Raw genomic sequence first — 18,898 nt, 5'->3', positions numbered from 1 at the left:
GCCCGGACAGAGCGACCACGCGCAGTGGCCGGAGGGATTACCGGCCGGGTTCCCGCTCGAGTGCGGCGTCGTGCTGGGCGTGCGCCTTGCGGATCATCTCCATGAACACGGTCTCGTTGCGGATGAGGCGCTTGTACTTCTCGGGGAGCTTCCTGAGGTCCTCCTCCTCGGCGCACAGCCGGTCGAAGATCTTCTCGCGCTCGGTGATGTCCGTCTCGTAGTTGAGGTCGAGGTACTCGGCGGCGTGGCGCTTGGCACCGGAGATCGCGTTCTTCGCCTTGCCCTTGGGACTGAGGACGGACGCCAGGACGGTCACGATCAGGACGCCGAGGATCACGCTGAGGGAGAGCCCGGTACTGATCTCGACGACGTCGACGTGCTCCCCGTTGTTGATGAACGGCAGGTTGTTCTCGTGCAGCGCGTGGAGGATGAGCTTCACGCCGATGAACCCGAGGATCACGGCGAGGCCGTAGGACAGGTAGATCAGGCGGTCCAGCAGGCCGTCGATGAGGAAGAACAGCTGCCGCAGGCCCATGAGGGAGAAGGCCGTCGCCGTGAACACGATGAACGTGTTCTGCGTCAGGCCGAAGATCGCCGGGATGGAGTCGAGGGCGAACAGGATGTCGGTCGCGCCGATCGCCACCATGACGAGCAGCATCGGCGTCAGGACCCGCTTGCCGTCCTCGATGGTGAACAGCTTGTCGCCGTCGTAGTGCTCCGACGCCGGGAGGAAGCGCTTGGCGAGCCGGATGATGAGGCTCTCGCTCTCGTCGTCGTGCCCGCTGGGCTTGAGCAGGTTGCCGGCGGTGATCAGCAGGATCAGGCCGAAGATGTAGAACACCCAGGCGAAGCTGTTGATCAGCGCGGCACCCAGGAAGATGAAGCCGGTGCGGGCGATGAGCGAGAAGACGATGCCGAACAGCAGTACCTTCTGCTGGTCCGCCCTCGGCACCTTGAAGCTCGACATGATGATGAGGAACACGAAGAGGTTGTCGACCGACAGCGCCTTCTCGGTGACGTAGCCGGCGAAGTACTCGGTGCCCATGGTGGGCCCGCCGAAGATCAGCACGCCGACGCCGAACAGGAGCGCGATCCCCACGTAGATCGAGGACCAGACGGCGGACTCACGGAGGCTCGGCGTGTGCGCCTTGCGCACGTGGAAGAAGAAGTCGAACACGAGCAGCCCCACGATGCCGATCACCGTGGCGGTCCAGACGTAGATCGGTACTTCCATGGGGTCTCCTCGGGGTTCTGCCGGTCTCGGTGTGATGTGCTCGCGTGTTCCATTGTGCCCGTACGGGCCCGCCCCGCCCCTAGAATGGCGCAGACCGTACGATCATGACGAGGAGATGCGATGAGCCCGATGATGCGCGCCGCGGTGCTTCGCGCCGCCGAACTGCCCGCCCCCTACACAGGAAGCAACCCCCTCTCCCTGGAATTGGTTCCCGTGCCCGAGCCCCGGGCGGGCGAGGTGCTGGTGCGGATCGCCCGCGCCAGCCTGTGCCATTCGGACCTCTCGGTCATCAACGGCTCACGGATCCGCCCGCTGCCCATGGCCCTCGGACACGAGGCCGCCGGCGTCGTCGAGCAGGTGGGCGACGGCGTGGAGGGCGTGCGCGCGGGAGACCACGTGGTCCTGGTGTTCGTCCCGGCGTGCGGCTCCTGCCGCGCGTGCTCCGCGGGCCGGCCCGCCCTCTGCTACCGGGGGGCGGAGGCGAACGGCACCGGCGACCTCCTGCACGGGCCCGCCGTCCTGCGGACCGCCGACGGCGAGCGCGTCAACCACCACCTGGGCGTCTCGGCGTTCGCCGACTACGCCGTCGTCGCACGGGAATCGGTGGTGGTGATCGACGACGACGTGCCCTTCGACATCGCGGCCATGTTCGGCTGCGCGGCCCTGACGGGTATCGGCGCCGTGCTGAACACCGCCGCGGTGCAGGAGGGGCAGTCCGTCGTCGTGTTCGGGCTCGGCGCGGTGGGGCTCATGGCGGTGATGGCCGCGGCGCAGGTGCCCGGCGCCACCGTCATCGCCGTCGACCCCCTGTCGTCCAAGCAGGACCTCGGGTTGCGCTGCGGCGCCCAGTACGCGGGTGCGCCGGAGGACGCCGCCGCGCTGGTGCGGGACGCGACGGATGGCGGGGCCGACGTCGTGATCGAGGCCGTGGGCAGCGCGCGCGTCATGGAGGCCGGCCTGCAGCTGCTCGCCCGCGGCGGAGCGCTGGTGTCCGTCGGCCTGCCGCACCCGGACCAGCAGCTCACGACGCAGGCTCTCCAGTTCGCCGGCCTCGGCCGCCGCCTGCTCGGCTCCTACATGGGCGACGCCGTGCCCGAGCGGGACATCCCGGCGTTCCTGGACCTGTGGCGGCAGGGGCGCCTGCCCGTCGAACTGCTCCACACCGACACGCGCCCCCTGTCGGACCTGAACGAGAGCCTCGACGCACTCGCGGAGGGCCGCGTGGTCCGGAGGCTGTTCACCCTCGACTAGGGTCCGCTCCCGGTCGCGGAGGGTTCGGAAGCATGCTTACCATGTGGGCAGCACGTCTATCCGAAGGAGAACGACAATGCAGCAACGCTCACTCGGCGGGATCCCGGTCAGCGCCCTCGGCCTGGGCGGCATGCCCATGTCCATCGAGGGCCGCCCGGACGAGGACCGCTCGATCCGCACCATCCACGCCGCCCTGGACGCGGGTGTCACCCTGATCGACACGGCGGACGCGTACCACCGCGACGTCGACGAGGTGGGTCACAACGAGTCGCTCATCGCGAAGGCCCTGGCCGGCTATGGCTCGGACAGCTCGGGCGTCCTCGTCGCCACCAAGGGCGGACACCTGCGGCCCGGCGACGGATCCTGGACGCTCAACGGTCACCCGGACTACCTCAAGGACGCGGCGAAGGCCTCCCTGAAGCGCCTCGGCGGGGACGCGATCGACCTGTACCAGTACCACCGCCCGGACCCCGAGGTGCCCTACGAGGACTCCATCGGCGCCCTCAAGGAGCTGCTCGACGAGGGTGTCATCCGCATGGCGGGCATCTCGAACGCCACCGTGCACCAGATCCGCAAGGCGAACGAGATCCTCGGCGGGAAACTGGTCTCCGTGCAGAACCAGTTCTCGCCCGCCTTCCGGTCCAGCGAGGACGAACTGCAGTACTGCGGGGAGAACGGCATCGCCTTCCTGCCCTGGAGTCCCCTGGGCGGCATCAAGAAGGCAGGCGGACTCGGGGAGCAGTTCACGCCGTTCCAGCAGATCGCGGACCAGCGCGGCGTGAGCCCGCAGCAGGTATGCCTGGCCTGGGAACTGGCGCTCGCCCCGACGGTCATCCCGATCCCGGGCGCCTCGCGCCCCGAGAGCATCGGCGACTCGGCACAGGCCTCGGAGCTCGAGCTCTCGGCCGACGAGATGGCCGTGCTCTCCAGCACCGACTGATCCCCCGCCCCGGACGCCCGCGCCTCTCCGGAGGCCGGGCGGCCGGGCATCCGGGTCAGCTTCGCCGCACCGGACCGGCGCCGGGATCCATGGCGACCGCGCGGACGGGTGCTCCGTCAGCGCCCTCGAGGGCCAGCGGGAGCACAGAGACCAGCGGGCGGTCCCAGTCCACGGCGTCGAGGTTCGCGAGATTCTCGACGATCACGCCGCCCGCGCCGAGGAACGCGGCGTGGAACGGCAGGACGCCCCCGTTCCGCAGGGTGGAGTCGGGGTTGAGCGTGTCGACGCCGACCACCGTGATGCCCGCCGCCAGCAGGGCCTCGGCCACGTCGACCGCGAGGACCGGATGCTCGAGGTAGCGGGGCGAGCCGAAGCACCCGGACCAGCCGGTGTGGAACAGCACCATCGCGATACCGGCGAGATCCTGGAGCTGGTCGGCGACGGCCTCCCACCGGATCACCGCGTGCGGGGCGGAGGACCCGCACCGCACGATCCGCGCCGGGCCCACGAGCCGTGCGAGGTCGATGCCGTCCACCGCCTCGCCCCCGAGGATCGAGTGCAGCGGTGCGTCGATGTGCGTGCCGGTGTGCGACCCGGCGTGGAGGGACGCCACCTGGTACCCGTCCTGGGCGACGGTCGCCACCGTGGTCACGGTGACCTCCGGGTCGCCGGGGTACACCTGCATCCCGGTGCGGATCGGCTGGGACAGATCAGTGATCCGCATGCGTCCGCCCTGTCCCGGGCAGGTCCAGGAGGTGGACGTGCGGCCGTCGCGTCCGGTCGATCCGCCGGGTGGCCGCGGCCCAGCCGAGGTACAGCAGGGCGGAGAGCACGAAGGTGGGGATGGTGGCCCCGATCGGGCTGGGGAGCACGTACGTCAGCAGCAGGGACGCCCCGGCGCCCACGAGCCACACCAGGACGGCCGCCACGTTCACGCCGCCGGTGTACCAGTACTCGCCGTCGCGGGCCCGCAGGATGTCCGTGCCGTAGTGGCGTGAGCGCACCAGGTAGTAGTCCACGATCATGATGGCGAACACGGGGATGAACATCGCGCCGATGACCGTCAGGAACGCCGTGAACCGGTCGAGGAGGGCGAGCCATGTGGAGCCGAGGATCGAGACCGCCCCGAGGACGATCGCCGTGGGCAGGAAGGTGACCTTGCGCGAGGGCGCCATGTTCACCACGGAGGCCACCATGCCGTAGACCACCATGGTGTTGGTGGCCATGACGGACAGGAAGATCACGACGGCCAGCGGAGCCCCGAACGCGGCGACGATCACGGTGGGATCGAACGCGACGGCCTCGCCGCCCTCGAGCACCACGTAGCCGATGGCGGTGGCGCCGAGGGTCATGGCGAGCACGGTGGACAGCGTGTACCCGATGCCGGAGCCGATCATCCCCGCCGCCTGCGTCCGCGCGAGGCGGTTGAACTCCGCGGACAGGACGGTCCAGGAGATCGCGGTCGCGATGACGACGTCGAGCGCGGCGACGGGGGTCCACCCGGCGGCGGCGTCCTGCGGGATGGCGGAGAAGTCGGCCGGGCCGTGGGCGAGGAACGCTGTGGTGAAGATATAGGCCATGAACGCGAGGATCACGAGGGCGAGCCATGGTTCGACCCGCGCGATGCCCGCGTGGCCGAAGATGGCCAGGCATACCACGAGCAGCTGGCACAGGACCGAGAACAGGACGGGGCTCGAGAAGCCCGTGGCCTGCTCCACCAGGAAGTTGACCGTGACGCCCGCGAGCATCGCCTGCACCCAGCTCCATCCCATGAGGGTCACCACGTTCGCGGCGACCGGCAGGAAGGACCCGCGGAGCCCGAAGGACCCCTTGGTGAGGGACATCGTGGGCAGGCCCGTGCGGGTGCCCATGTTGCCGACGAGCACGAGGACCGAGCCGCCGATCAGGGTCCCCAGGACGATCATGCCGACCGCCACGCCCCAGCTGATGCCGGGGACGAACAGCGTCCCGGTCAGCAGGGTCGTGACGACGAGGTTGGCCGCGAGCCAGATCATCCCCATGCGCCCGGTTCCGAGGGTGCCGCGGAGGGGCCCGTACCCGTCGGAGTTCTGGTCGAGGTGGTCGGACAGGCGCCGGTAGGCGGACGGGCTCGCCGTCATCAGGCACCCTCTTCCGGGGAGTCGGCGGGGATCGGGCTGAGGTGCTCGTGGACGGCCTCGACGGCCGTCCCGGAGCGGCGGAACACGATCGTCTCGCGCTCGCGGGTCGTGTCGGAGACGCCGTCCACCGAGGTGGTGGTCCGGACGTCGTGGGTGAACACAGCGGTGTCCCCGAGGAGCTGCACGCGCGGGTTGCTGCTGATGCACCCGGTCACGCGCCAGCCGTCGGCGAGCCACCCGGCCCAGAGCTGCTCGTAGGCGGCCCTGCTGTCCAGCCGGCGCTGCTCGGTGTGGAACACGAAGGTCGCATCCTCGGCGAAGGAGCCGAAGTAGGCGCGCGTGTCGGTGGCGCGGAAGGCGTCGACCAGGGCGGTCGCGGCCGTGAGGACGTCCTCGTCCGTCAGGAACTCGTTGGGCATGGGGCCTCTACTGTCTTCTTGTTGTCCCCCAGTGAACATTTGTTGTCTCGTGATCATGAGTGACGCAGGCCACGGATGTCAACGGGCGGTCACCCCCGGACCCCTCCCCGGGGGCCGCCGCGCCGGGTGCCCAGGCCCGGGGGATCGCCGCGCCGGCTCCGGGCTGCCGCGCCGGGTGCACACAGAAGGACGCCGGGGTGCACGGGAAGACCCGTCGGCACCGACCTGCCGGCCCGGGACTGTCGCCGTCGTTCCCACCCTTGCCAGCCCGAGGAGGTGTTCCGCCGGCGTGCCGCGCGCTGCCACGCGTCCCGCCGACGAAGAACCAGGAACGACGGCGGGCGGGGCCGCCCTGCACGCCCGCAGGTGCGCATTGCTAGGGTTGCTCCCATGTCCTCGAACCCCGTCGCCCTCATCACCGGCGCGTCCCGCGGCATCGGCCGCGCCATCGCCGACGAGCTCGCCTCCACCCATCACCTGCTCCTCGGCGGCCGCGACCTGACCGCCCTGGCGGAACTGTCGTCGTCCTTCCCGTCGGCGGAACCGTTCGCGGCGGAACTCCGCGACGCCGGGCAGGTGGCCGCCGCGGTCGCCGGGATCCCCCGGATCGACGTCCTCGTCCACTCCGCCGGTGTCCTGCGCATGGGCTCCGTGGCCGAACTGTCCGACGACGCCTGGCGCGAGAGCTTCGAGGTGAACGTCTTCGCGGTCGCAGCGCTGACCCGGGCACTCCTGCCCGCCCTGCGAGCGGCCCGCGGCCAGGTGATCACCATCAACAGCGGTTCCGGTTTCAGCTCGGGAGCGGGTTCGGCCGTGTACAGCGGCACGAAGTTCGCGCTGCGCGCCTTCACGGACGCCCTGCGGGACGAGGAGCGCCAGCACGGCGTACGGGTGAGTTCCATCCATCCCGGGCGGGTCGCCACGGACATGCAGGAGGAACTGCACGCCTGGGAGGGCAAGGACTACCGGCCGGAGGCATGGATCCAGCCGGACCAGGTGGCCAAGGCCGTCCGGCTCGCCGTCGACGCGACGCCCGAGTCCACGATCGAGTCCCTCAGCATCCGCCCCTCGGGCATCACCCTCGGCTGAACCGTCCGCACGGCCATGGCCGATGCGGACGCGCCGCATCGAGTGTCCGAGTAGGCGTGTGCAGTGCGGCCCGCTCGCCTCGCGCCGGGTCCGCCAGACGACGATGCGCGGGGGCAGCGCGCTGCAAACCGCCGCAGAGCCCCGCAGATCCACCCCGACAGGCTGCCGCAGCGTCCGCCCGACAGTCGGCCGGCCTGTGCGGTGGCTGAACCCCTGCAGGCTCGCGCGTGACCCGCGGTCAGCTGACGCAGAGACAGAAAGGGTGGCCCGCGGGGTCGAGGAAGACGCGGAAGGTGGTTCCGGGCTGGTGCTCGTGCTTGACCGCGCCGAGGGCGATCACCGCCGCCTCCGCCTCGTCGAGGTCGTCCACCACCAGGTCGAGGTGCGCCTGCTGAGGTCGCTCGGAGGAGGGCCATTCGGGCGCGGTGTAGTGCTCCACCTTCTGGAAGCACAGGCTCTGCCCGTAGTCCGCCCGGATCTCGGCCCAGTCGTCCTCCACGTCGCCGGTCCAACCCAGCACCTGACCGTAGAAGGCGGCAAGCACTGCGGGGTCGGGACAGTCGAGGACAGTGGTGGGGAAGCGCGCGATAGTCATGCGGCCGAACCTAGTCCCTCTTGCGGACAACGGCCGTCCGCGGGGCCGGCGCGGCGGCGGCCGGAAGCCCGGCGCGGCGGCAGCCGGAAGCCCCAGCAAGGCAGTACAGCGAAGCGGGCGCCGTCAGGGCCGGGGAACCACGCGGGGCTTGCCGAACTGCGTCTGGACCCCGGGCGAGAACAGGACCGACGCGGGCGGCCCCTCCACGCGCAGCCCTGCCGCGGCGAGCAGCCCGTCGTCGAACTCGGTGAGCGAGGCGGGGTGGAGCGGCCACGGGCTGTGGGTGTTCGGGATGTAGAGGGTGCGCCCGCCGAGCGTGCTGTGCAACCCGAAGCGCGCCGTGAGCTCCAGCGACAGCGTGTCCCCCGCCGTCGTCGTCGCATCCGGCCGCACGGCGAAGCGGGACCCCGCCTGGTTGCCGTACCGCTCGACGGCGTACCCGTACTCCTGCTGCGTGCCCGTCCCGCGTGCCAGCGGTGAGCACCTCGACCAGACGTAGGGGATGCCACCGGCCCGGGCGGCCAGCACGACGGCGAGGCGTGAGGCGTCGAGGGTCACGAAGACGACACCGCGGGTGCCGTCCGGTCCCCGCGAGTAGAGCCGCACGTTGATCTCGGTGAAGGACCCGAAGTAGGGCACCGGCAGGCCCTTGCCCAGCCCGGCGCCGATCATCCGGAAGCCGATGAGGCCGACCCACGAGGAGCCGTCCACCTCGTCGGGCACGACGCCGGGCGGCATGTACGCGGCCACCGCGCGTGCGTCGATCCGCCAGTGCAGGAACACCGCGTCCGCCCAGAACTGGTCCATGATGACGGGGCGCGGCAGCTCGGGGGCGAGGTGCCACGCGGGGTCCTGGTAGTCGGTGCTCACGGGCATCCTCCGAGTATGCGTCCTCCGGCCGCGTTCCGCCCGCCGGCCGGGGCGGCCCGGCCAACGGGACGCCGCGCCGAGCCGGGCCTAGAAGGCATAGCGGATCCGGCAGTAGGGCAGCTCCGTGGCGGCGAGGCGGAGGAACTCGTCGAGGTAGCCGCGCTTCTCGTAGGCGATGTAGCGCACGTTGGCGAAGCCGTTCTGGGAGCGCTTGGTCTCCTGGAGGTCGGGCCTCCAGAGGATCTCCTCGGCCTGGGGATGCCATCCCAGGTTGACCTCGTGCAGCTGCTGGTTGTGCGTCAGGAAGATGACCTCCGCGGCGAGCTGCCGCTTCGCCGCCGGCGAGAGTGCCGCGTCGAGCTGCCGGAAGAGCTCGCGCCAGTCCTCCTGCCACCCGGGAGTGATGATCACCGGGGAGAAGTTGACATGGACCTCGTAGCCCGCCTCGACGAAGTCGTTGATGGCGGCGATCCGTTCCCGGACGGGCGTCGTCCGGACGTCCACCGTCCGGGCCAGCCGCTCGGGCATGAGCGAGAAGCGCACGCGCGTGCGTTCCTGCGGATCCCAGGCCAGCATGTCCCGGTTGACGTACTTGGTGGCGAAGGACAGCTTGGCGGTGGGCAGGTCGCGGTAGAGGTCCACGAGGTCCCGCACGTTGTCGCTGAGCAGTGCGTCCACGGAGCAGTCGCTGTTCTCGCCGATGTCGTACACCCACGCGTGCTCGTCGCACTGGTTGGGCTCCAGCTTGATGCCCTGACGAGTCACGTGGCGCTCCAGGTAGCCGCTGATCTGGTCGATGTTCGCGAAGACGGTGATGGGATTGCTGTAGCCCTTGTGACGCGGGACGTAGCAGTAGGCACAGGCCATCGCGCAGCCGTTCGCGGTGGACGGCGCGATGAAGTCCGCCGACCGTCCGTTGGGCTTGGCGGTGAGGCTCTTCTTGACGCCGACGATCAGCGCCTCGGTCTTGATGCGGACCCAGCGGCGCACGTTGGCCTCGTCGCCGCTCAGCTCGGGGATCCGCCAGTGGCTGGCGACCTCGACGACGTCGGCGTCGGGCCACCGGGCGAGGATCTCCTTGCCACGCGGGAGCTCGGCGGCCGCCGGTTCCACGTAGATCCGGCTGATCTGGAGCAACTTGCTGGCCTGGAGCATACGACCTCTCGACGGTGCGGCTTTACCTCGAGGATATCCACTGCCACCGACACTTCTGGCCCGCCGGATCCGGTCCTAGAGTGAGGGGACGGAGTCACCCGGGCGCCGCGAAGGGGGCAGGACATGGCCGAACTCCGTACGCAGCCGACGCAGCAGGACCCAGTGGAGTTCATCGGTACCGTGGCGCATCCGACGCGCCGCAGGGACGCCGAGGTGCTGCTGGACCTGATGGGTCGGGTGACGGGCGAACCCGCCGTGATGTGGGGGCCGACGATGATCGGTTTCGGGCAGTACCACTACCGGTACGCCTCGGGTCACGAGGGCGACGCCCTGGCCGTCGGCTTCTCCCCGAGGGCCTCCGCGCAGGCGCTCTACGGGCTGCTCGCCGCCCCGGAGGCGGAGCTCCTGTTGCCGCGACTCGGCCGTCACCGGCGCGGCGCCGGATGCCTGTACATCACCTCGCTCGCGGGCGTGGAGCTCGGGGTCCTCGAGGAGCTCGTGCAGCGCGGCCACGACTTCATGGTGACCGAGAACTTCACCTGACCGGGCGGGACCGGGGCCCGGCCGGCGGGACGATCGCCGGCGCGTACGCGGGGGCTGCGCATGATCGGGAACGGTAGTACACTAACTGTTCGGACCCTAATGGTCCGGTAGTGGACTCCGGAGGACGAATGACGACGACCCTTGACGACGACCTGCTGCTCGAACGGCAGTTGTGCTTCGCCCTGTCCGTGGCGTCGAGGAGCGTGGTCGGTGCCTACCGCCCGGTGCTCGAGCAGCTCGACCTGACCCATCCGCAGTACCTCGTGATGCTCGCGCTGTGGGAGGAGAGCCCCCGGACGGTCCGGGACGTGGGACGGGCGCTCGCCATGGAATCCGCGACCCTCTCCCCCATGCTCAAGCGGCTCGAGGCCCAGGGCCTGATCACCCGCACCCGCGTCCCCGGCAACGAAAGGGCCCTTGCCGTCGGTCTCACGCAGACGGGCCGGGACCTCCGCTCGGCGGCGCGCCAGGTGCCCGCCACCATGATGGAACGGCTGGGTCTGACGCGCGAGCAGGTCGAGAGCCTCAACGACGCCATGCACTCCATCATCCGCGCCACGGGTACGGAGCTCCCCGGGTCGCCGCGCACGAGCACCGACGCCGCCCGCACGACACCAGGAGGGAATCCGGGATGAGCAAGAAGGAACCGCTGTCCTCGCGCTTCATGAGCGCTACGGGGAAACTGCGCATGTTCTTCGGGCCGGCCGCCCGTGGCACCACCAGCGGGCCGATCGTGTATCTCGACGACGAGGCACAGCGGCGCCGGCAGGAGGAACTGCAGCAATGGACCGTGGTGCGCAATCCGGACGGATCGACCTACCTCACGACCAAGCGGGAGCGGTAGCGCCGACGGGCCCTTCCGGTGAGCTGCGGAAGTCCTGCGTCGGACTTGGCTTGAACAGTGCTCTTCGGGTGGCAGACTGTCCTTGACAATGTCGTGTGCCCATGGGAACTACCGGGCGCTTTCCTGACCCAGCAAAGGTCTCTCATGAGTACACAGTGCCCGGCTGCTCCGACGTCCCTCGACGCGGCAGCCCTTCCCCGGACCGCGCTCCTCGCGCCGGGTGGTCCCGCGCAGGACGCCGGCGCCGCGGCCGATCATCTCGCCCTCGAATCGGCCGAACTCCTCGACACCCTCGAGCAGACCATCGCGCGCCTCGCCCTGGCGTACGGCGCGTGCGTCCCCCCGTCGGGAGACCGATCGGCAGACGACGAGGCCTTCGAATGGGTGCAGCAGTCCCTCGAGGACATCGCGGCGACCCTCCGGGGGCTGGCGCTCGGACGAGCCGCCGAGTCCTGGGTGGCCAAGACGCCGTAGCGAGGCCATCGGCGGGGCGGCAGCGGTCCGGCAGGTTCTCGGCGCGAACGCCGTCGACCGCCCGGCTCGGGAAGCGGAGCGGTCGAGCCGGCGCCTTCAGGCCCTGATCAGATGGACTGGCGGGCGCGGATGCCCGCCCTGCCCATCGCGTCGGTGTAGGCGGACTGGATGTCCTTCAGCCACTGCTCCTGGCTGGCGGGAGTCCCCTTGAAGGCACGCTCCCCGGGGGACCGTACTTCGTAGATCTTGAATCCGCGCTTCGCGATGGCGCGATTCTCCAGCTTCATGAGGCGACGCGCGGCCTTGTGGGCGTCGGCGCCGTGGGCGACGAGCGCGGAGGCGCGGGGCACCTGCTGCAGGAACGTGAGCAACGGCTTCACGCCGTCGGCGATCTGCTCCATGGTCAGCGCCCGCTCCTTGCCTTCCGGCAGGTACCACGGGTACGCGTTCCACGGCATGACCGCATCCGGCTGCAGGCCTACCGCCTCATAGATCCCCGCCATGCGGATGGAGCTCGGGTCGTCGTTCTCGAACGAGACGAAGCCCGAGGGCAGCGATGCTCCCGGGCTGGAGAAGAGACTGACGATCTTGCAGCCGTCCACGTCGTGGATGGGATCGATGTAGGGGACCACCGATCCGGGCTTCGACTCGGCCAGCGTGTCGCACAGCCGGTTCACGTCCTCTATCCGTGGATCGTAGCGTTGTTCCCATTGCTGGTCCCGATACGTGGGGTCTGCCATGCGCTGTACCAATTCCGCCTCCTCGCGGACGGCGCCAGAGGTGACGCGAACTTGTCCGCAGGCTTCCAGCCTACGCCAGTGTGACTCCGATGCCGGGGGCATGACCGATCACGGGCTCTGAACGGGGCCGTCGGCCCGCCGGTGCCGGCACCGACCGGGGACGACGGCGTCGGATGTGGTGGTCCTCATCCGGCCTCCATGGGCAGCCCAGGTCGGCGAAGCGGCGCCGGGCGGGCCGGCGGAGGCAGGCGGCGGTCGTCGTGCCTGGACGAGGGACACCACGGAGCGACTCCGTGGTGCCCGTCGGGATCAGGAGAGGGTGGATGCGTACGGGTCCCAGTCCTCGGGCAGCGGAGCGGCGGCGGTCGCCGTGCTGGAGAGCGACACGAACTCGCCGGTCTGGACGCTCTCGGAGATCGAGACCATGGCGTCGAGCACGTGGTACGCCATCTCACCCTGCGCGCGGTGCGGACGGCCCTCGCGCAGGGCGCGCGCCATCTCGAGCACACCGCTGCCACGGGTCGACGTCGCGCCGACGGCGGGGATGACCTCCGGCTCGTCGCTTCCGCGGCGCGTGAGGACGAGGTCGCCGGTGAAGTTGTTCGGGTCGGGGAACGCGAGCGTCCCCTCGGTCCCGGTGACCTCCACGAAACCGGCCCGCTTGAGCGGGGAGTCGAAGCTGAAGATGCTCTGCGAGGACTCGCCGTTCGCGAACTGGGCGATGGCGCTGACGTGCGAGGGGACGGTGACGTCGAAGACCTCGCCGGCCTTCGGGCCCGAACCGATGGTCCGCGTCTCGCGGGACGTGGAGCCGAACCCTGCCACCTTCGTGATGGCGCCGAAGGTCTGCACGAGGGTCGTCAGGTAGTAGGGCCCGATGTCGAACAGGGGCCCGGCGCCCTCCTGGAAGAGGAAGGCGGGGTTCGGGTGCCAGGACTCGGGGCCCGGGGACTGCATCAGGGTCAGCGCCGTCAGGGGGACACCGATGTCGCCACGCGCCACGAGGCGCAGCGCGGTCTGCAGGCCCGCGCCGAGGAAGGTGTCCGGAGCGCAGCCGAGGCGCACACCGGCGGCGTCGGCGGTCTTCAGCAGGCCGATGCCGCTCTGGCGGTCCAGCGAGAAGGGCTTCTCGCTCCACACGTGCTTGCCCGCGCCGACGGCGGCAGTGGCCACCTCCACGTGCGCGGCCGGGATGGTCAGGTTGACGACGATCTCGACGTCGGGATGGTCCAGGGCGTCCTGCACGCCTCCGGAGGCCGGCACGCCGAACTCGGCCGCGCGGGCGGCGGCCACCTCCTCGAACATGTCGGCGACGATGTGCACCGTCACGTCCGGGAAGCCCGTCAGGTTCGTCAGGTACTCCTTGCTGATGACCCCCGCACCGATGACGGCGACGCCGACGGGGCCAGTGCGCCGTGCTTCCGTCGGAGCGCTCATTTCCTTCCCTCGTTCAGGTACGCGAGGCTGTCGGCGACGGCGGTGAAGATGTCGCCCTCGAAATCGTCCAGTTCCACGACGGCGGCCTCCAGGCCGGGGACGGCGTCGAGCACGTCCCAGACGCGCATCCTGCCGGAGCCGACGGCGACCTGCTCCTTGTCGTCCCGGGTGAGCGGTCCGTCCTTGATGTGGACGAAGCGCACGCGGTCGCCGAGACGGCGGAGCAGTTCGACGGGATCCTCACCGCCGACCGCCGCCCAGTAGGTGTCCACCTCGAGGACCACCTCGGGGTCGAGGTGACCGGCGAGCACCTCGAGCGCGGAGGTGCCGCCGATCCGCTCCTCGAGCTCGAATTCGTGGTTGTGGTAGCCGACGGTGATGCCGTAGCCGGCACCCTTCCGGGCTGCCGCGTTGAGGGCGTCCGCCGTGGCCCTGATGTCCTCGTCCGATGTCCAGCGGGACCGCTCCACATGCGGGTCGATCACGGTGCCGATGCCGAGCTTGCGGGCCGCCTCGAAGATCTCGTCCTGGTCCGCGCGCAGCAGCGGCGCGTGGCCGGACGGTGCGGTGAGTCCGCTCTCCGAGAGGGCCGCGGCGAGTTCGTCGGCGGTGGCGACGAAGTTGTAGGGCTCGACGGCGGTGTAGCCGAGCGCGGCGACGCGCTTGATGGTGCCCGGCAGGTCCTCCCCCAGTGCCGTCCGCAGTGTGTAGAGCTGGAGTGAATACGTCACGGAGAATTCTCCTCGCTGAGAAAATGGGGTTACTGAACCGGTTCAGGTATGCCACGAACCTAGGCGATATGCCGGAGCGGGTCAAGCAGATCTCCCGGCTATTGTGGGAGCCATGGCCAAGGAAACCATTGCCGGTCTGGCGAAGAGGCTGGGCATCTCGAAGGCCTCCGTGTCCTACGCCCTCAACGGCCAGCCGGGTGTCAGCGAACTGACCCGGCGACGCGTCCTGGACCTCGCCGAGGAACTCGAGTGGTACCCGAGCTCCTCGGCGCGCGCCCTCTCCCGGTCCCGGGCGGGCGCGGTGGGCATGGTCCTGTCCGCCGATCCCCTCCTGATCGGCACCGAGCCGTACTTCATGGCGATGCTGGCCGGGATCGAGACCGCGCTGGCGGAGGGGGACATGGCCCTGATGCTGCGGATGGTGGGGAGGGATCCGGCGCAGGAGTACGCCACCTACGAGCGCTGGGCCGGCGAGCGGAAGGTGGACGGCGTCCTGGTGTTCGACCACCTCCACGACGATCCCCGCCCCGCCCTCCTCGACCGGCTGGGCCTGCCGTTCGTGCTGCACGGCGCTCCCGCATCGGCCGCACCGGCCGGGTTCTCCGGGACGACGACGGACCACGCCGCCGATGCCGCGACGATCGTCGGCCACCTCCACGACCGCGGGCACCGCCGGATCGCGCACGTCTCCGGCCCGCACACCTTCCTGCATGAGGAGGAGCGGATCGGTGGCGTGGCGGCATGTGCCGCCGGGTACAGGATGGAGGTGGTCCCGTTCGAGGGGAACTATGCGCTCAGTGCCGGGCACGACGCCGTCCTGTCCCTGCTGCGGGATCCCGGCGAGCGGCCGATCACTGCGATGGTCTTCGGCAACGACCTGATGTCCATGGGCGGCCTGCTCGCCCTCCGCGAACTCGGGCTGCGCTGCCCCGAGGAGGTCGCGATCGCCAGCTGGGACGACTCCCTGCACTGCCGGCTCGCGTCGCCGGCCGTCACGGCGCTGTCCCGCAACCCCGGCATGCAGGGGCGGGTGGCGGCGGAACTCCTGCTGGCGCTGCTCGAGACCGGCAGCATCCAGACCCGGCCGATGCCCGTCGGCGAACTCGTGGTGCGGGCCAGTACCGGCGTGGGATGACCGTTGCCGCGCGGATCCCGGGGCCGCCCGGTCAGAGGTCGGCCGGCGGCATCCCCTCGTCGCTGTAGGGGGCGCGGGGTACAGGCGGCAGTTCGTCGATCAGTTCGTTGACCGCGTGGGAGAGGATGTCCGCCTGCTCCGCCGGAAGCGGCACGAGCCCCTGCAGGTGGGCTTCGAGCTCGGTCTGGCCGGCGACGCCCGTGTACTCGAAGTACCGCAGCCACACCTCGTGCAGCATCAGCCCCGAGGACTCGATCGCGAGCAGCGTGAGCCGTCGCTGCTCCTCCTGCGTCCGGCGGCCGCTCCTCGACTCCCTCATCCGGTCCTCGCAGGGGCACGGAGGAGGCATGGACGGACAAGGTCGGGTGCGATTCTCACGGTGACAACTTCCAACCCGGCGCAGGGGTGAGTGGGCATCGCGGCTAGTGGCTGAACCGCACGAGGAGCGCGAAACAAACCCCTCATGGGCCGAGTCTATGCCGCCCCGGGGCCGGACCGCGCCGACGGTCGGCAGTGGCGGACGGCGGAGATGTGTGAGCCCGGTGCTGCCCGTCCTGCGCCACGTGCCTCGCGCCCTGCCCGAACATGCCGGACCGCGCAGGCCCCGTCCCCCTGCCGGAGGCCGTGGCTACAGCGCGATGAGGGCGTCGATGATGTCGCACGTCTCGGTCCGGGTGGTGTAGTCCACCCGGACGTCGATGAGGCGGATGGTCCCGGTCGCGTCGGCCACGATCACCGTGGGAAAGGGGATGGCCGCCGTGTGGTCCATGTTCGACCCGGCGACGTCGATGCCGAGCGCTGCCCGCGCGCGGACCGACTCGAGGCTGGGCACCGTCACGATGCCCAGGTGTGCCGCCAGCGCGTTGCCCTTGTCGGAGAACATCGTGAAGCGGAGTCCCGCGTCGCGGGCCCCACTCACCGCGATGGAGGGCGCCTGCGGGCTGATCGCGACGAGCCGCGTGCCGAAGGCCTCGACGACCGGCCGGAGCTCGTGCTGGTAGGTCTTCAGCGCGATGCTGCAGTAGGGACACCATGCGCCCCGGTAGAAGACGATGATGGCCGCTGCGGCGCCCAGCGCCTCGCCGAGCCCGATCCGGTGCCCGCCCGGGTCGTACAGGTGCGCGTCGGGCAGCCGGTCCCCCACCTGTGCGATCCCGCTGGGCAGCCCTGCCCGGCGCAGGTCCTCCTGTTCGCGGGCGAAGACCGCGGCCAGTTCGGGACCGATGCGCGCCTCGAAGGTCGGCGTGAACTCCTCGACCTGCGACGCGATGGTGTTCGTGAATGCCGGTGTGTGCATCATCCAATCCCCTCAGCACAACCGCCGTGGGAGCCTCGAACCCGCGGCTGGACCCATTGTGGTCCACACTCCGGGAAATGCCCAGCGGCCGGCCGGTGGATGGCCGGGATCGGTTCCCCCGGCAACCCCACCCGGTCAGACGGGAGGCTGGCAGCGCGGACACCACCAGGTACGACGCCGGCCCGGATCGCCCGCTACCTCGGCCCGGACGAGCACTGTCGTCCCGCAGCGCAGGCAGGGCTTCCCGGCCCGGCCTGCCACCCAGTGCTGCTCGCCCCTGCGCGTGTTCCCAGTGGTGACCTGGTGCGCGCCGGGCTGGCTGGCGGAGAAGCGGAGGCACCGGGCGCCGAGTGCCACCAGGGCGGGCACGTCGACGTCGGCCATGGCCGTGTCGGGGTGGAGCCCGCGCAGGAAGCAGAGCTCGTTCGCCCAGAGGTTGCCGAACCCGGCGACGTTGCGCTGGTCGAGCAGGGCCGCGGCCACCCGCTCGCCCGGGTCGAGCCGGAGCCGGCGGGCCGCCTCCCCCGGGGACCAGTCGTCCCGCAGCGGGTCCGGCCCGAGGTGCCCGACGACGTCGTGCTCGGCGCGTGTCGGCAGCAGGTCGACGACGGGGAGGTCCAGCCCGTACGCCGTCGGCCCGTCGGCCACCTCGAGGATCACGCGCGCGTCCGGCAGCAGTCGGTGCGGCAGCCTCCTGCCCGGCGCCGTGACGGTCCAGGACCCCTGCTTCAGCAGGTGCGTGTGGAGTGTGAGCCCGCCGTCGAACCGTGTCAGCAGGTGCTTCCCGTGCGTGACATGCTGCAGCACCCGCCGGCCGTCCAGCGCGGCTGTCGCATGCGCGGGGACGCGCAGGTCCCCCCGCCGGAGCGTGCGGCCGTCGAGCGACCGCCGGAGCCGCACGGCCAGCCGGAAGACGCTGTCCCCCTCGGGCATGTTCCACCTCCCGCCGCGTGGCGCACCGCCGTCGGTCGGCCGGTCCGTAGGAAGGGTAGCGCCCGCCACGGACAGGGTGGCCGGCTGCGTGGTTCCCGGCCGCCGGTAGTGGCTCCGCGCCCACCACCGGAGGGGAGCCGCGACTTCCGTTCCCGGGGACGGACCGATACTGTGGGGATCTGCCGGGCCCTGCCCGTCACGCGCGGTCTTGAAGCGGGCCCGGTAGCTCTGTCCACCTCGTATTACCGAACAGGCCCCCATGAACACCAGACTGTCGCCCTCAGAGGATTTCCCCGAAGACCTCGCCGCCCTCGACCTCCCCGAGGCGGAGGTCCTGAACAGCAGGGTCCACCGCGAGCTCGACCACGAGTACGCGGAGGACGGCGAGCCGTCCCCGGAGACGGAGTTCCGGCACGAGGAACTGACCGAGGAACTGGATCGGCGTGACCGGCAGGCCGGGTCCGCCGGTGCGGACGCCGACCTCGCCGACACGGAGCTCCGCACCTCCTGACCCTTCCGGCGGACCGGCAGGCGCGGAACGCCCCTCGCCCGCGTCGGCGAGGTGGTCTAGATTCGAAGGCAACGCAATCCACCGAACGGAGAAGAGCATGAAGAACAAACTTGTTTTCGCGGCAGGCATGGCCGCCGGTTACGTCCTCGGCACGCGGGCCGGCCGGGAGAGCTACGAGCAGCTCCGGTCGAAGGCGCAGAAGCTGTGGAACGACCCGAAGGTGCAGGACAAGGTCTCGTCGACCACCGGCACCCTCAAGAGCAAGGCGCCCGCGGTCCAGGACTCCCTCAAGGGCGTGCTGAAGAAGGGCGGGGCGGGCTCGAAGGACGGGGCGAAGGCCCCGAGCACCCCGGGCAAGGACATCGGGGCGAGCGGGGACCTCCCCCTCGACGTACCGCCCGTCGTCACGGCCATGGACACAGGACGTCCCGGGACCACCGGCCCGAGCGGCGGCGATCCCCGCCACGTCGAGGACACGCCGTTCGAGGCACAGGACGAGGACACCCGCCCCGACCTCAAGAAGTAGGGCTCGCACGAGGGAAGGGGAGGTCCGGCTCGCGCCGGGCCTCCCCTTCCGTCT

The 18,898-nt window shown here is 70.6% G+C and carries 23 protein-coding genes; 10 read left to right on the top strand and 13 right to left on the bottom strand.

Going from position 1 to position 18,898, the window contains the following annotated elements; translation table 11 throughout:
- Positions 1–37: 37 nt before the first annotated feature.
- Positions 38–1,234 carry a TerC family protein gene (locus tag ACX80K_RS05240; RefSeq protein ID WP_459270821.1) on the bottom strand — a complete coding sequence of 399 codons (1,197 nt, stop codon included), beginning with the start codon at positions 1,232–1,234 and terminating at the stop codon, positions 38–40.
- Positions 1,235–1,366: 132 nt separating this feature from the next.
- Here ACX80K_RS05240 and ACX80K_RS05235 point away from each other — a divergent pair, with 132 nt between their 5' ends.
- Together ACX80K_RS05235 and ACX80K_RS05230 are read left to right on the top strand one after the other, a co-directional pair.
- Complete coding sequence (locus tag ACX80K_RS05235; RefSeq protein WP_459271370.1) at positions 1,367–2,485, top strand: alcohol dehydrogenase catalytic domain-containing protein; 1,119 nt, start codon at positions 1,367–1,369, stop codon at positions 2,483–2,485.
- Positions 2,486–2,561: 76 nt separating this feature from the next.
- Complete coding sequence (locus tag ACX80K_RS05230; RefSeq protein WP_459270820.1) at positions 2,562–3,425, top strand: aldo/keto reductase; 864 nt, start codon at positions 2,562–2,564, stop codon at positions 3,423–3,425.
- A gap of 55 nt (positions 3,426–3,480) precedes the next feature.
- On the opposite strand, the gene ACX80K_RS05225 is transcribed toward ACX80K_RS05230, so the two are convergent.
- Genes ACX80K_RS05225 through ACX80K_RS05215 form a run of 3 tightly spaced genes read right to left on the bottom strand, consistent with a single transcriptional unit; the run spans position 3,481 to position 5,964 of the window.
- Complete coding sequence (locus tag ACX80K_RS05225) at positions 3,481–4,149, bottom strand: cyclase family protein (RefSeq protein WP_459270819.1); 669 nt, start codon at positions 4,147–4,149, stop codon at positions 3,481–3,483.
- Complete coding sequence (locus tag ACX80K_RS05220; protein WP_459270818.1) at positions 4,136–5,545, bottom strand: purine-cytosine permease family protein; 1,410 nt, start codon at positions 5,543–5,545, stop codon at positions 4,136–4,138. The genes ACX80K_RS05225 and ACX80K_RS05220 overlap by 14 nt, the downstream gene beginning before the upstream one ends.
- A complete protein-coding gene (locus tag ACX80K_RS05215) occupies positions 5,545–5,964 on the bottom strand; it encodes a nuclear transport factor 2 family protein (RefSeq protein ID WP_459270817.1) in 420 nt (139 codons plus the stop codon). The genes ACX80K_RS05220 and ACX80K_RS05215 overlap by 1 nt, the downstream gene beginning before the upstream one ends.
- 390 nt (positions 5,965–6,354) lie before the next feature.
- Between ACX80K_RS05215 and ACX80K_RS05210 the strand changes: the two genes are divergently transcribed.
- Entirely contained in the window at positions 6,355–7,053 is a 699-nt protein-coding gene (locus tag ACX80K_RS05210; protein WP_459270816.1) for an SDR family oxidoreductase, read from the top strand.
- 238 nt (positions 7,054–7,291) lie between these two features.
- Here the strand turns inward: ACX80K_RS05210 and ACX80K_RS05205 are convergent, their stop codons facing one another.
- From ACX80K_RS05205 to ACX80K_RS05195, 3 genes are all read right to left on the bottom strand, one after another.
- Positions 7,292–7,648, bottom strand: a complete 357-nt coding sequence (locus ACX80K_RS05205; protein ID WP_459270815.1) for a VOC family protein — start codon at positions 7,646–7,648, stop codon at positions 7,292–7,294.
- A 123-nt stretch (positions 7,649–7,771) separates the two neighbouring features.
- Complete coding sequence (locus tag ACX80K_RS05200) at positions 7,772–8,455, bottom strand: YqjF family protein (RefSeq protein WP_459271369.1); 684 nt, start codon at positions 8,453–8,455, stop codon at positions 7,772–7,774.
- A gap of 150 nt (positions 8,456–8,605) precedes the next feature.
- Positions 8,606–9,673 (bottom strand): spore photoproduct lyase family protein, encoded by a 1,068-nt coding sequence (locus tag ACX80K_RS05195; RefSeq protein ID WP_459270814.1) that lies wholly within the window; start codon positions 9,671–9,673, stop codon positions 8,606–8,608.
- A 123-nt stretch (positions 9,674–9,796) separates the two neighbouring features.
- On the opposite strand from ACX80K_RS05195, the gene ACX80K_RS05190 reads away from it, so the two are divergent.
- From ACX80K_RS05190 to ACX80K_RS05175, 4 genes are all read left to right on the top strand, one after another.
- The gene (locus tag ACX80K_RS05190; RefSeq protein ID WP_459270813.1) at positions 9,797–10,216 is read left to right on the top strand and encodes a DUF1801 domain-containing protein; all 420 of its coding nucleotides are present in this window, start codon (positions 9,797–9,799) and stop codon (positions 10,214–10,216) included.
- A 128-nt stretch (positions 10,217–10,344) separates the two neighbouring features.
- Positions 10,345–10,851, top strand: a complete 507-nt coding sequence (locus ACX80K_RS05185; protein ID WP_459270812.1) for a MarR family winged helix-turn-helix transcriptional regulator — start codon at positions 10,345–10,347, stop codon at positions 10,849–10,851.
- Positions 10,848–11,060, top strand: a complete 213-nt coding sequence (locus tag ACX80K_RS05180) for a hypothetical protein (protein ID WP_459270811.1) — start codon at positions 10,848–10,850, stop codon at positions 11,058–11,060. Before ACX80K_RS05185 ends, ACX80K_RS05180 begins: the two co-directional genes overlap by 4 nt.
- Before the next feature lie 144 nt (positions 11,061–11,204).
- Complete coding sequence (locus tag ACX80K_RS05175; RefSeq protein ID WP_459270810.1) at positions 11,205–11,534, top strand: hypothetical protein; 330 nt, start codon at positions 11,205–11,207, stop codon at positions 11,532–11,534.
- A gap of 107 nt (positions 11,535–11,641) precedes the next feature.
- On the opposite strand, the gene ACX80K_RS05170 is transcribed toward ACX80K_RS05175, so the two are convergent.
- From ACX80K_RS05170 to ACX80K_RS05160, 3 genes are all read right to left on the bottom strand, one after another.
- Positions 11,642–12,274 (bottom strand): uracil-DNA glycosylase family protein, encoded by a 633-nt coding sequence (locus ACX80K_RS05170; RefSeq protein WP_104181308.1) that lies wholly within the window; start codon positions 12,272–12,274, stop codon positions 11,642–11,644.
- A gap of 309 nt (positions 12,275–12,583) precedes the next feature.
- Positions 12,584–13,711: a Gfo/Idh/MocA family protein gene (locus ACX80K_RS05165; protein ID WP_459270809.1), complete on the bottom strand. Its 1,128-nt coding sequence runs from the start codon at positions 13,709–13,711 to the stop codon at positions 12,584–12,586.
- Positions 13,708–14,442: a sugar phosphate isomerase/epimerase family protein gene (locus tag ACX80K_RS05160; RefSeq protein WP_459270808.1), complete on the bottom strand. Its 735-nt coding sequence runs from the start codon at positions 14,440–14,442 to the stop codon at positions 13,708–13,710. Before ACX80K_RS05160 ends, ACX80K_RS05165 begins: the two co-directional genes overlap by 4 nt.
- A gap of 112 nt (positions 14,443–14,554) precedes the next feature.
- Here ACX80K_RS05160 and ACX80K_RS05155 point away from each other — a divergent pair, with 112 nt between their 5' ends.
- Positions 14,555–15,577, top strand: a complete 1,023-nt coding sequence (locus ACX80K_RS05155) for a LacI family DNA-binding transcriptional regulator (protein ID WP_459270807.1) — start codon at positions 14,555–14,557, stop codon at positions 15,575–15,577.
- 31 nt (positions 15,578–15,608) lie between these two features.
- Here the strand turns inward: ACX80K_RS05155 and ACX80K_RS05150 are convergent, their stop codons facing one another.
- The 3 genes from ACX80K_RS05150 to ACX80K_RS05140 all read right to left on the bottom strand — a co-directional run bounded on the left by ACX80K_RS05150 (position 15,609) and on the right by ACX80K_RS05140 (position 17,807).
- Entirely contained in the window at positions 15,609–15,896 is a 288-nt protein-coding gene (locus ACX80K_RS05150) for a hypothetical protein (protein ID WP_459270806.1), read from the bottom strand.
- Between the two features lie 309 nt (positions 15,897–16,205).
- Complete coding sequence (locus ACX80K_RS05145; protein ID WP_459270805.1) at positions 16,206–16,877, bottom strand: peroxiredoxin-like family protein; 672 nt, start codon at positions 16,875–16,877, stop codon at positions 16,206–16,208.
- 132 nt (positions 16,878–17,009) lie between these two features.
- The gene (locus ACX80K_RS05140; RefSeq protein ID WP_459270804.1) at positions 17,010–17,807 is read right to left on the bottom strand and encodes a DNA-formamidopyrimidine glycosylase family protein; all 798 of its coding nucleotides are present in this window, start codon (positions 17,805–17,807) and stop codon (positions 17,010–17,012) included.
- Between the two features lie 259 nt (positions 17,808–18,066).
- Here ACX80K_RS05140 and ACX80K_RS05135 point away from each other — a divergent pair, with 259 nt between their 5' ends.
- On the top strand, positions 18,067–18,318 hold the full coding sequence (locus ACX80K_RS05135) for a hypothetical protein (protein WP_459270803.1): 252 nt from the start codon (positions 18,067–18,069) through the stop codon (positions 18,316–18,318).
- Between the two features lie 97 nt (positions 18,319–18,415).
- Positions 18,416–18,844 carry a YtxH domain-containing protein gene (locus ACX80K_RS05130; protein ID WP_459270802.1) on the top strand — a complete coding sequence of 143 codons (429 nt, stop codon included), beginning with the start codon at positions 18,416–18,418 and terminating at the stop codon, positions 18,842–18,844.
- The last annotated feature ends 54 nt before the right edge of the window (positions 18,845–18,898 follow it).

It is taken from the genome of Arthrobacter sorbitolis (assembly GCF_054510995.1).
Note: the sequence above shows the minus strand (reverse complement) of the source record. Positions and strands in the feature narration are given on the sequence as shown.

What these genes read in the sequence shown, in the direction of transcription:
- ACX80K_RS05165 (WP_459270809.1), bottom strand. Translation starts at nt 13,711, where the DNA reads ATGAGCGCTCCGACGGAAGCACGGCGCACTGGCCCCGTCGGCGTCGCC.
- ACX80K_RS05170 (WP_104181308.1), bottom strand. Translation starts at nt 12,274, where the DNA reads ATGGCAGACCCCACGTATCGGGACCAGCAATGGGAACAACGCTACGAT.
- ACX80K_RS05185 (WP_459270812.1), top strand. Translation starts at nt 10,345, where the DNA reads ATGACGACGACCCTTGACGACGACCTGCTGCTCGAACGGCAGTTGTGC.
- ACX80K_RS05175 (WP_459270810.1), top strand. Translation starts at nt 11,205, where the DNA reads ATGAGTACACAGTGCCCGGCTGCTCCGACGTCCCTCGACGCGGCAGCC.
- ACX80K_RS05225 (WP_459270819.1), bottom strand. Translation starts at nt 4,149, where the DNA reads ATGCGGATCACTGATCTGTCCCAGCCGATCCGCACCGGGATGCAGGTG.
- ACX80K_RS05215 (WP_459270817.1), bottom strand. Translation starts at nt 5,964, where the DNA reads ATGCCCAACGAGTTCCTGACGGACGAGGACGTCCTCACGGCCGCGACC.
- ACX80K_RS05135 (WP_459270803.1), top strand. Translation starts at nt 18,067, where the DNA reads ATGAACACCAGACTGTCGCCCTCAGAGGATTTCCCCGAAGACCTCGCC.
- ACX80K_RS05150 (WP_459270806.1), bottom strand. Translation starts at nt 15,896, where the DNA reads ATGAGGGAGTCGAGGAGCGGCCGCCGGACGCAGGAGGAGCAGCGACGG.
- ACX80K_RS05155 (WP_459270807.1), top strand. Translation starts at nt 14,555, where the DNA reads ATGGCCAAGGAAACCATTGCCGGTCTGGCGAAGAGGCTGGGCATCTCG.
- ACX80K_RS05205 (WP_459270815.1), bottom strand. Translation starts at nt 7,648, where the DNA reads ATGACTATCGCGCGCTTCCCCACCACTGTCCTCGACTGTCCCGACCCC.
- ACX80K_RS05240 (WP_459270821.1), bottom strand. Translation starts at nt 1,234, where the DNA reads ATGGAAGTACCGATCTACGTCTGGACCGCCACGGTGATCGGCATCGTG.
- ACX80K_RS05210 (WP_459270816.1), top strand. Translation starts at nt 6,355, where the DNA reads ATGTCCTCGAACCCCGTCGCCCTCATCACCGGCGCGTCCCGCGGCATC.
- ACX80K_RS05145 (WP_459270805.1), bottom strand. Translation starts at nt 16,877, where the DNA reads ATGATGCACACACCGGCATTCACGAACACCATCGCGTCGCAGGTCGAG.
- ACX80K_RS05190 (WP_459270813.1), top strand. Translation starts at nt 9,797, where the DNA reads ATGGCCGAACTCCGTACGCAGCCGACGCAGCAGGACCCAGTGGAGTTC.
- ACX80K_RS05220 (WP_459270818.1), bottom strand. Translation starts at nt 5,545, where the DNA reads ATGACGGCGAGCCCGTCCGCCTACCGGCGCCTGTCCGACCACCTCGAC.
- ACX80K_RS05200 (WP_459271369.1), bottom strand. Translation starts at nt 8,455, where the DNA reads ATGGACCAGTTCTGGGCGGACGCGGTGTTCCTGCACTGGCGGATCGAC.
- ACX80K_RS05140 (WP_459270804.1), bottom strand. Translation starts at nt 17,807, where the DNA reads ATGCCCGAGGGGGACAGCGTCTTCCGGCTGGCCGTGCGGCTCCGGCGG.
- ACX80K_RS05195 (WP_459270814.1), bottom strand. Translation starts at nt 9,673, where the DNA reads ATGCTCCAGGCCAGCAAGTTGCTCCAGATCAGCCGGATCTACGTGGAA.
- ACX80K_RS05230 (WP_459270820.1), top strand. Translation starts at nt 2,562, where the DNA reads ATGCAGCAACGCTCACTCGGCGGGATCCCGGTCAGCGCCCTCGGCCTG.
- ACX80K_RS05130 (WP_459270802.1), top strand. Translation starts at nt 18,416, where the DNA reads ATGAAGAACAAACTTGTTTTCGCGGCAGGCATGGCCGCCGGTTACGTC.
- ACX80K_RS05235 (WP_459271370.1), top strand. Translation starts at nt 1,367, where the DNA reads ATGCGCGCCGCGGTGCTTCGCGCCGCCGAACTGCCCGCCCCCTACACA.
- ACX80K_RS05180 (WP_459270811.1), top strand. Translation starts at nt 10,848, where the DNA reads ATGAGCAAGAAGGAACCGCTGTCCTCGCGCTTCATGAGCGCTACGGGG.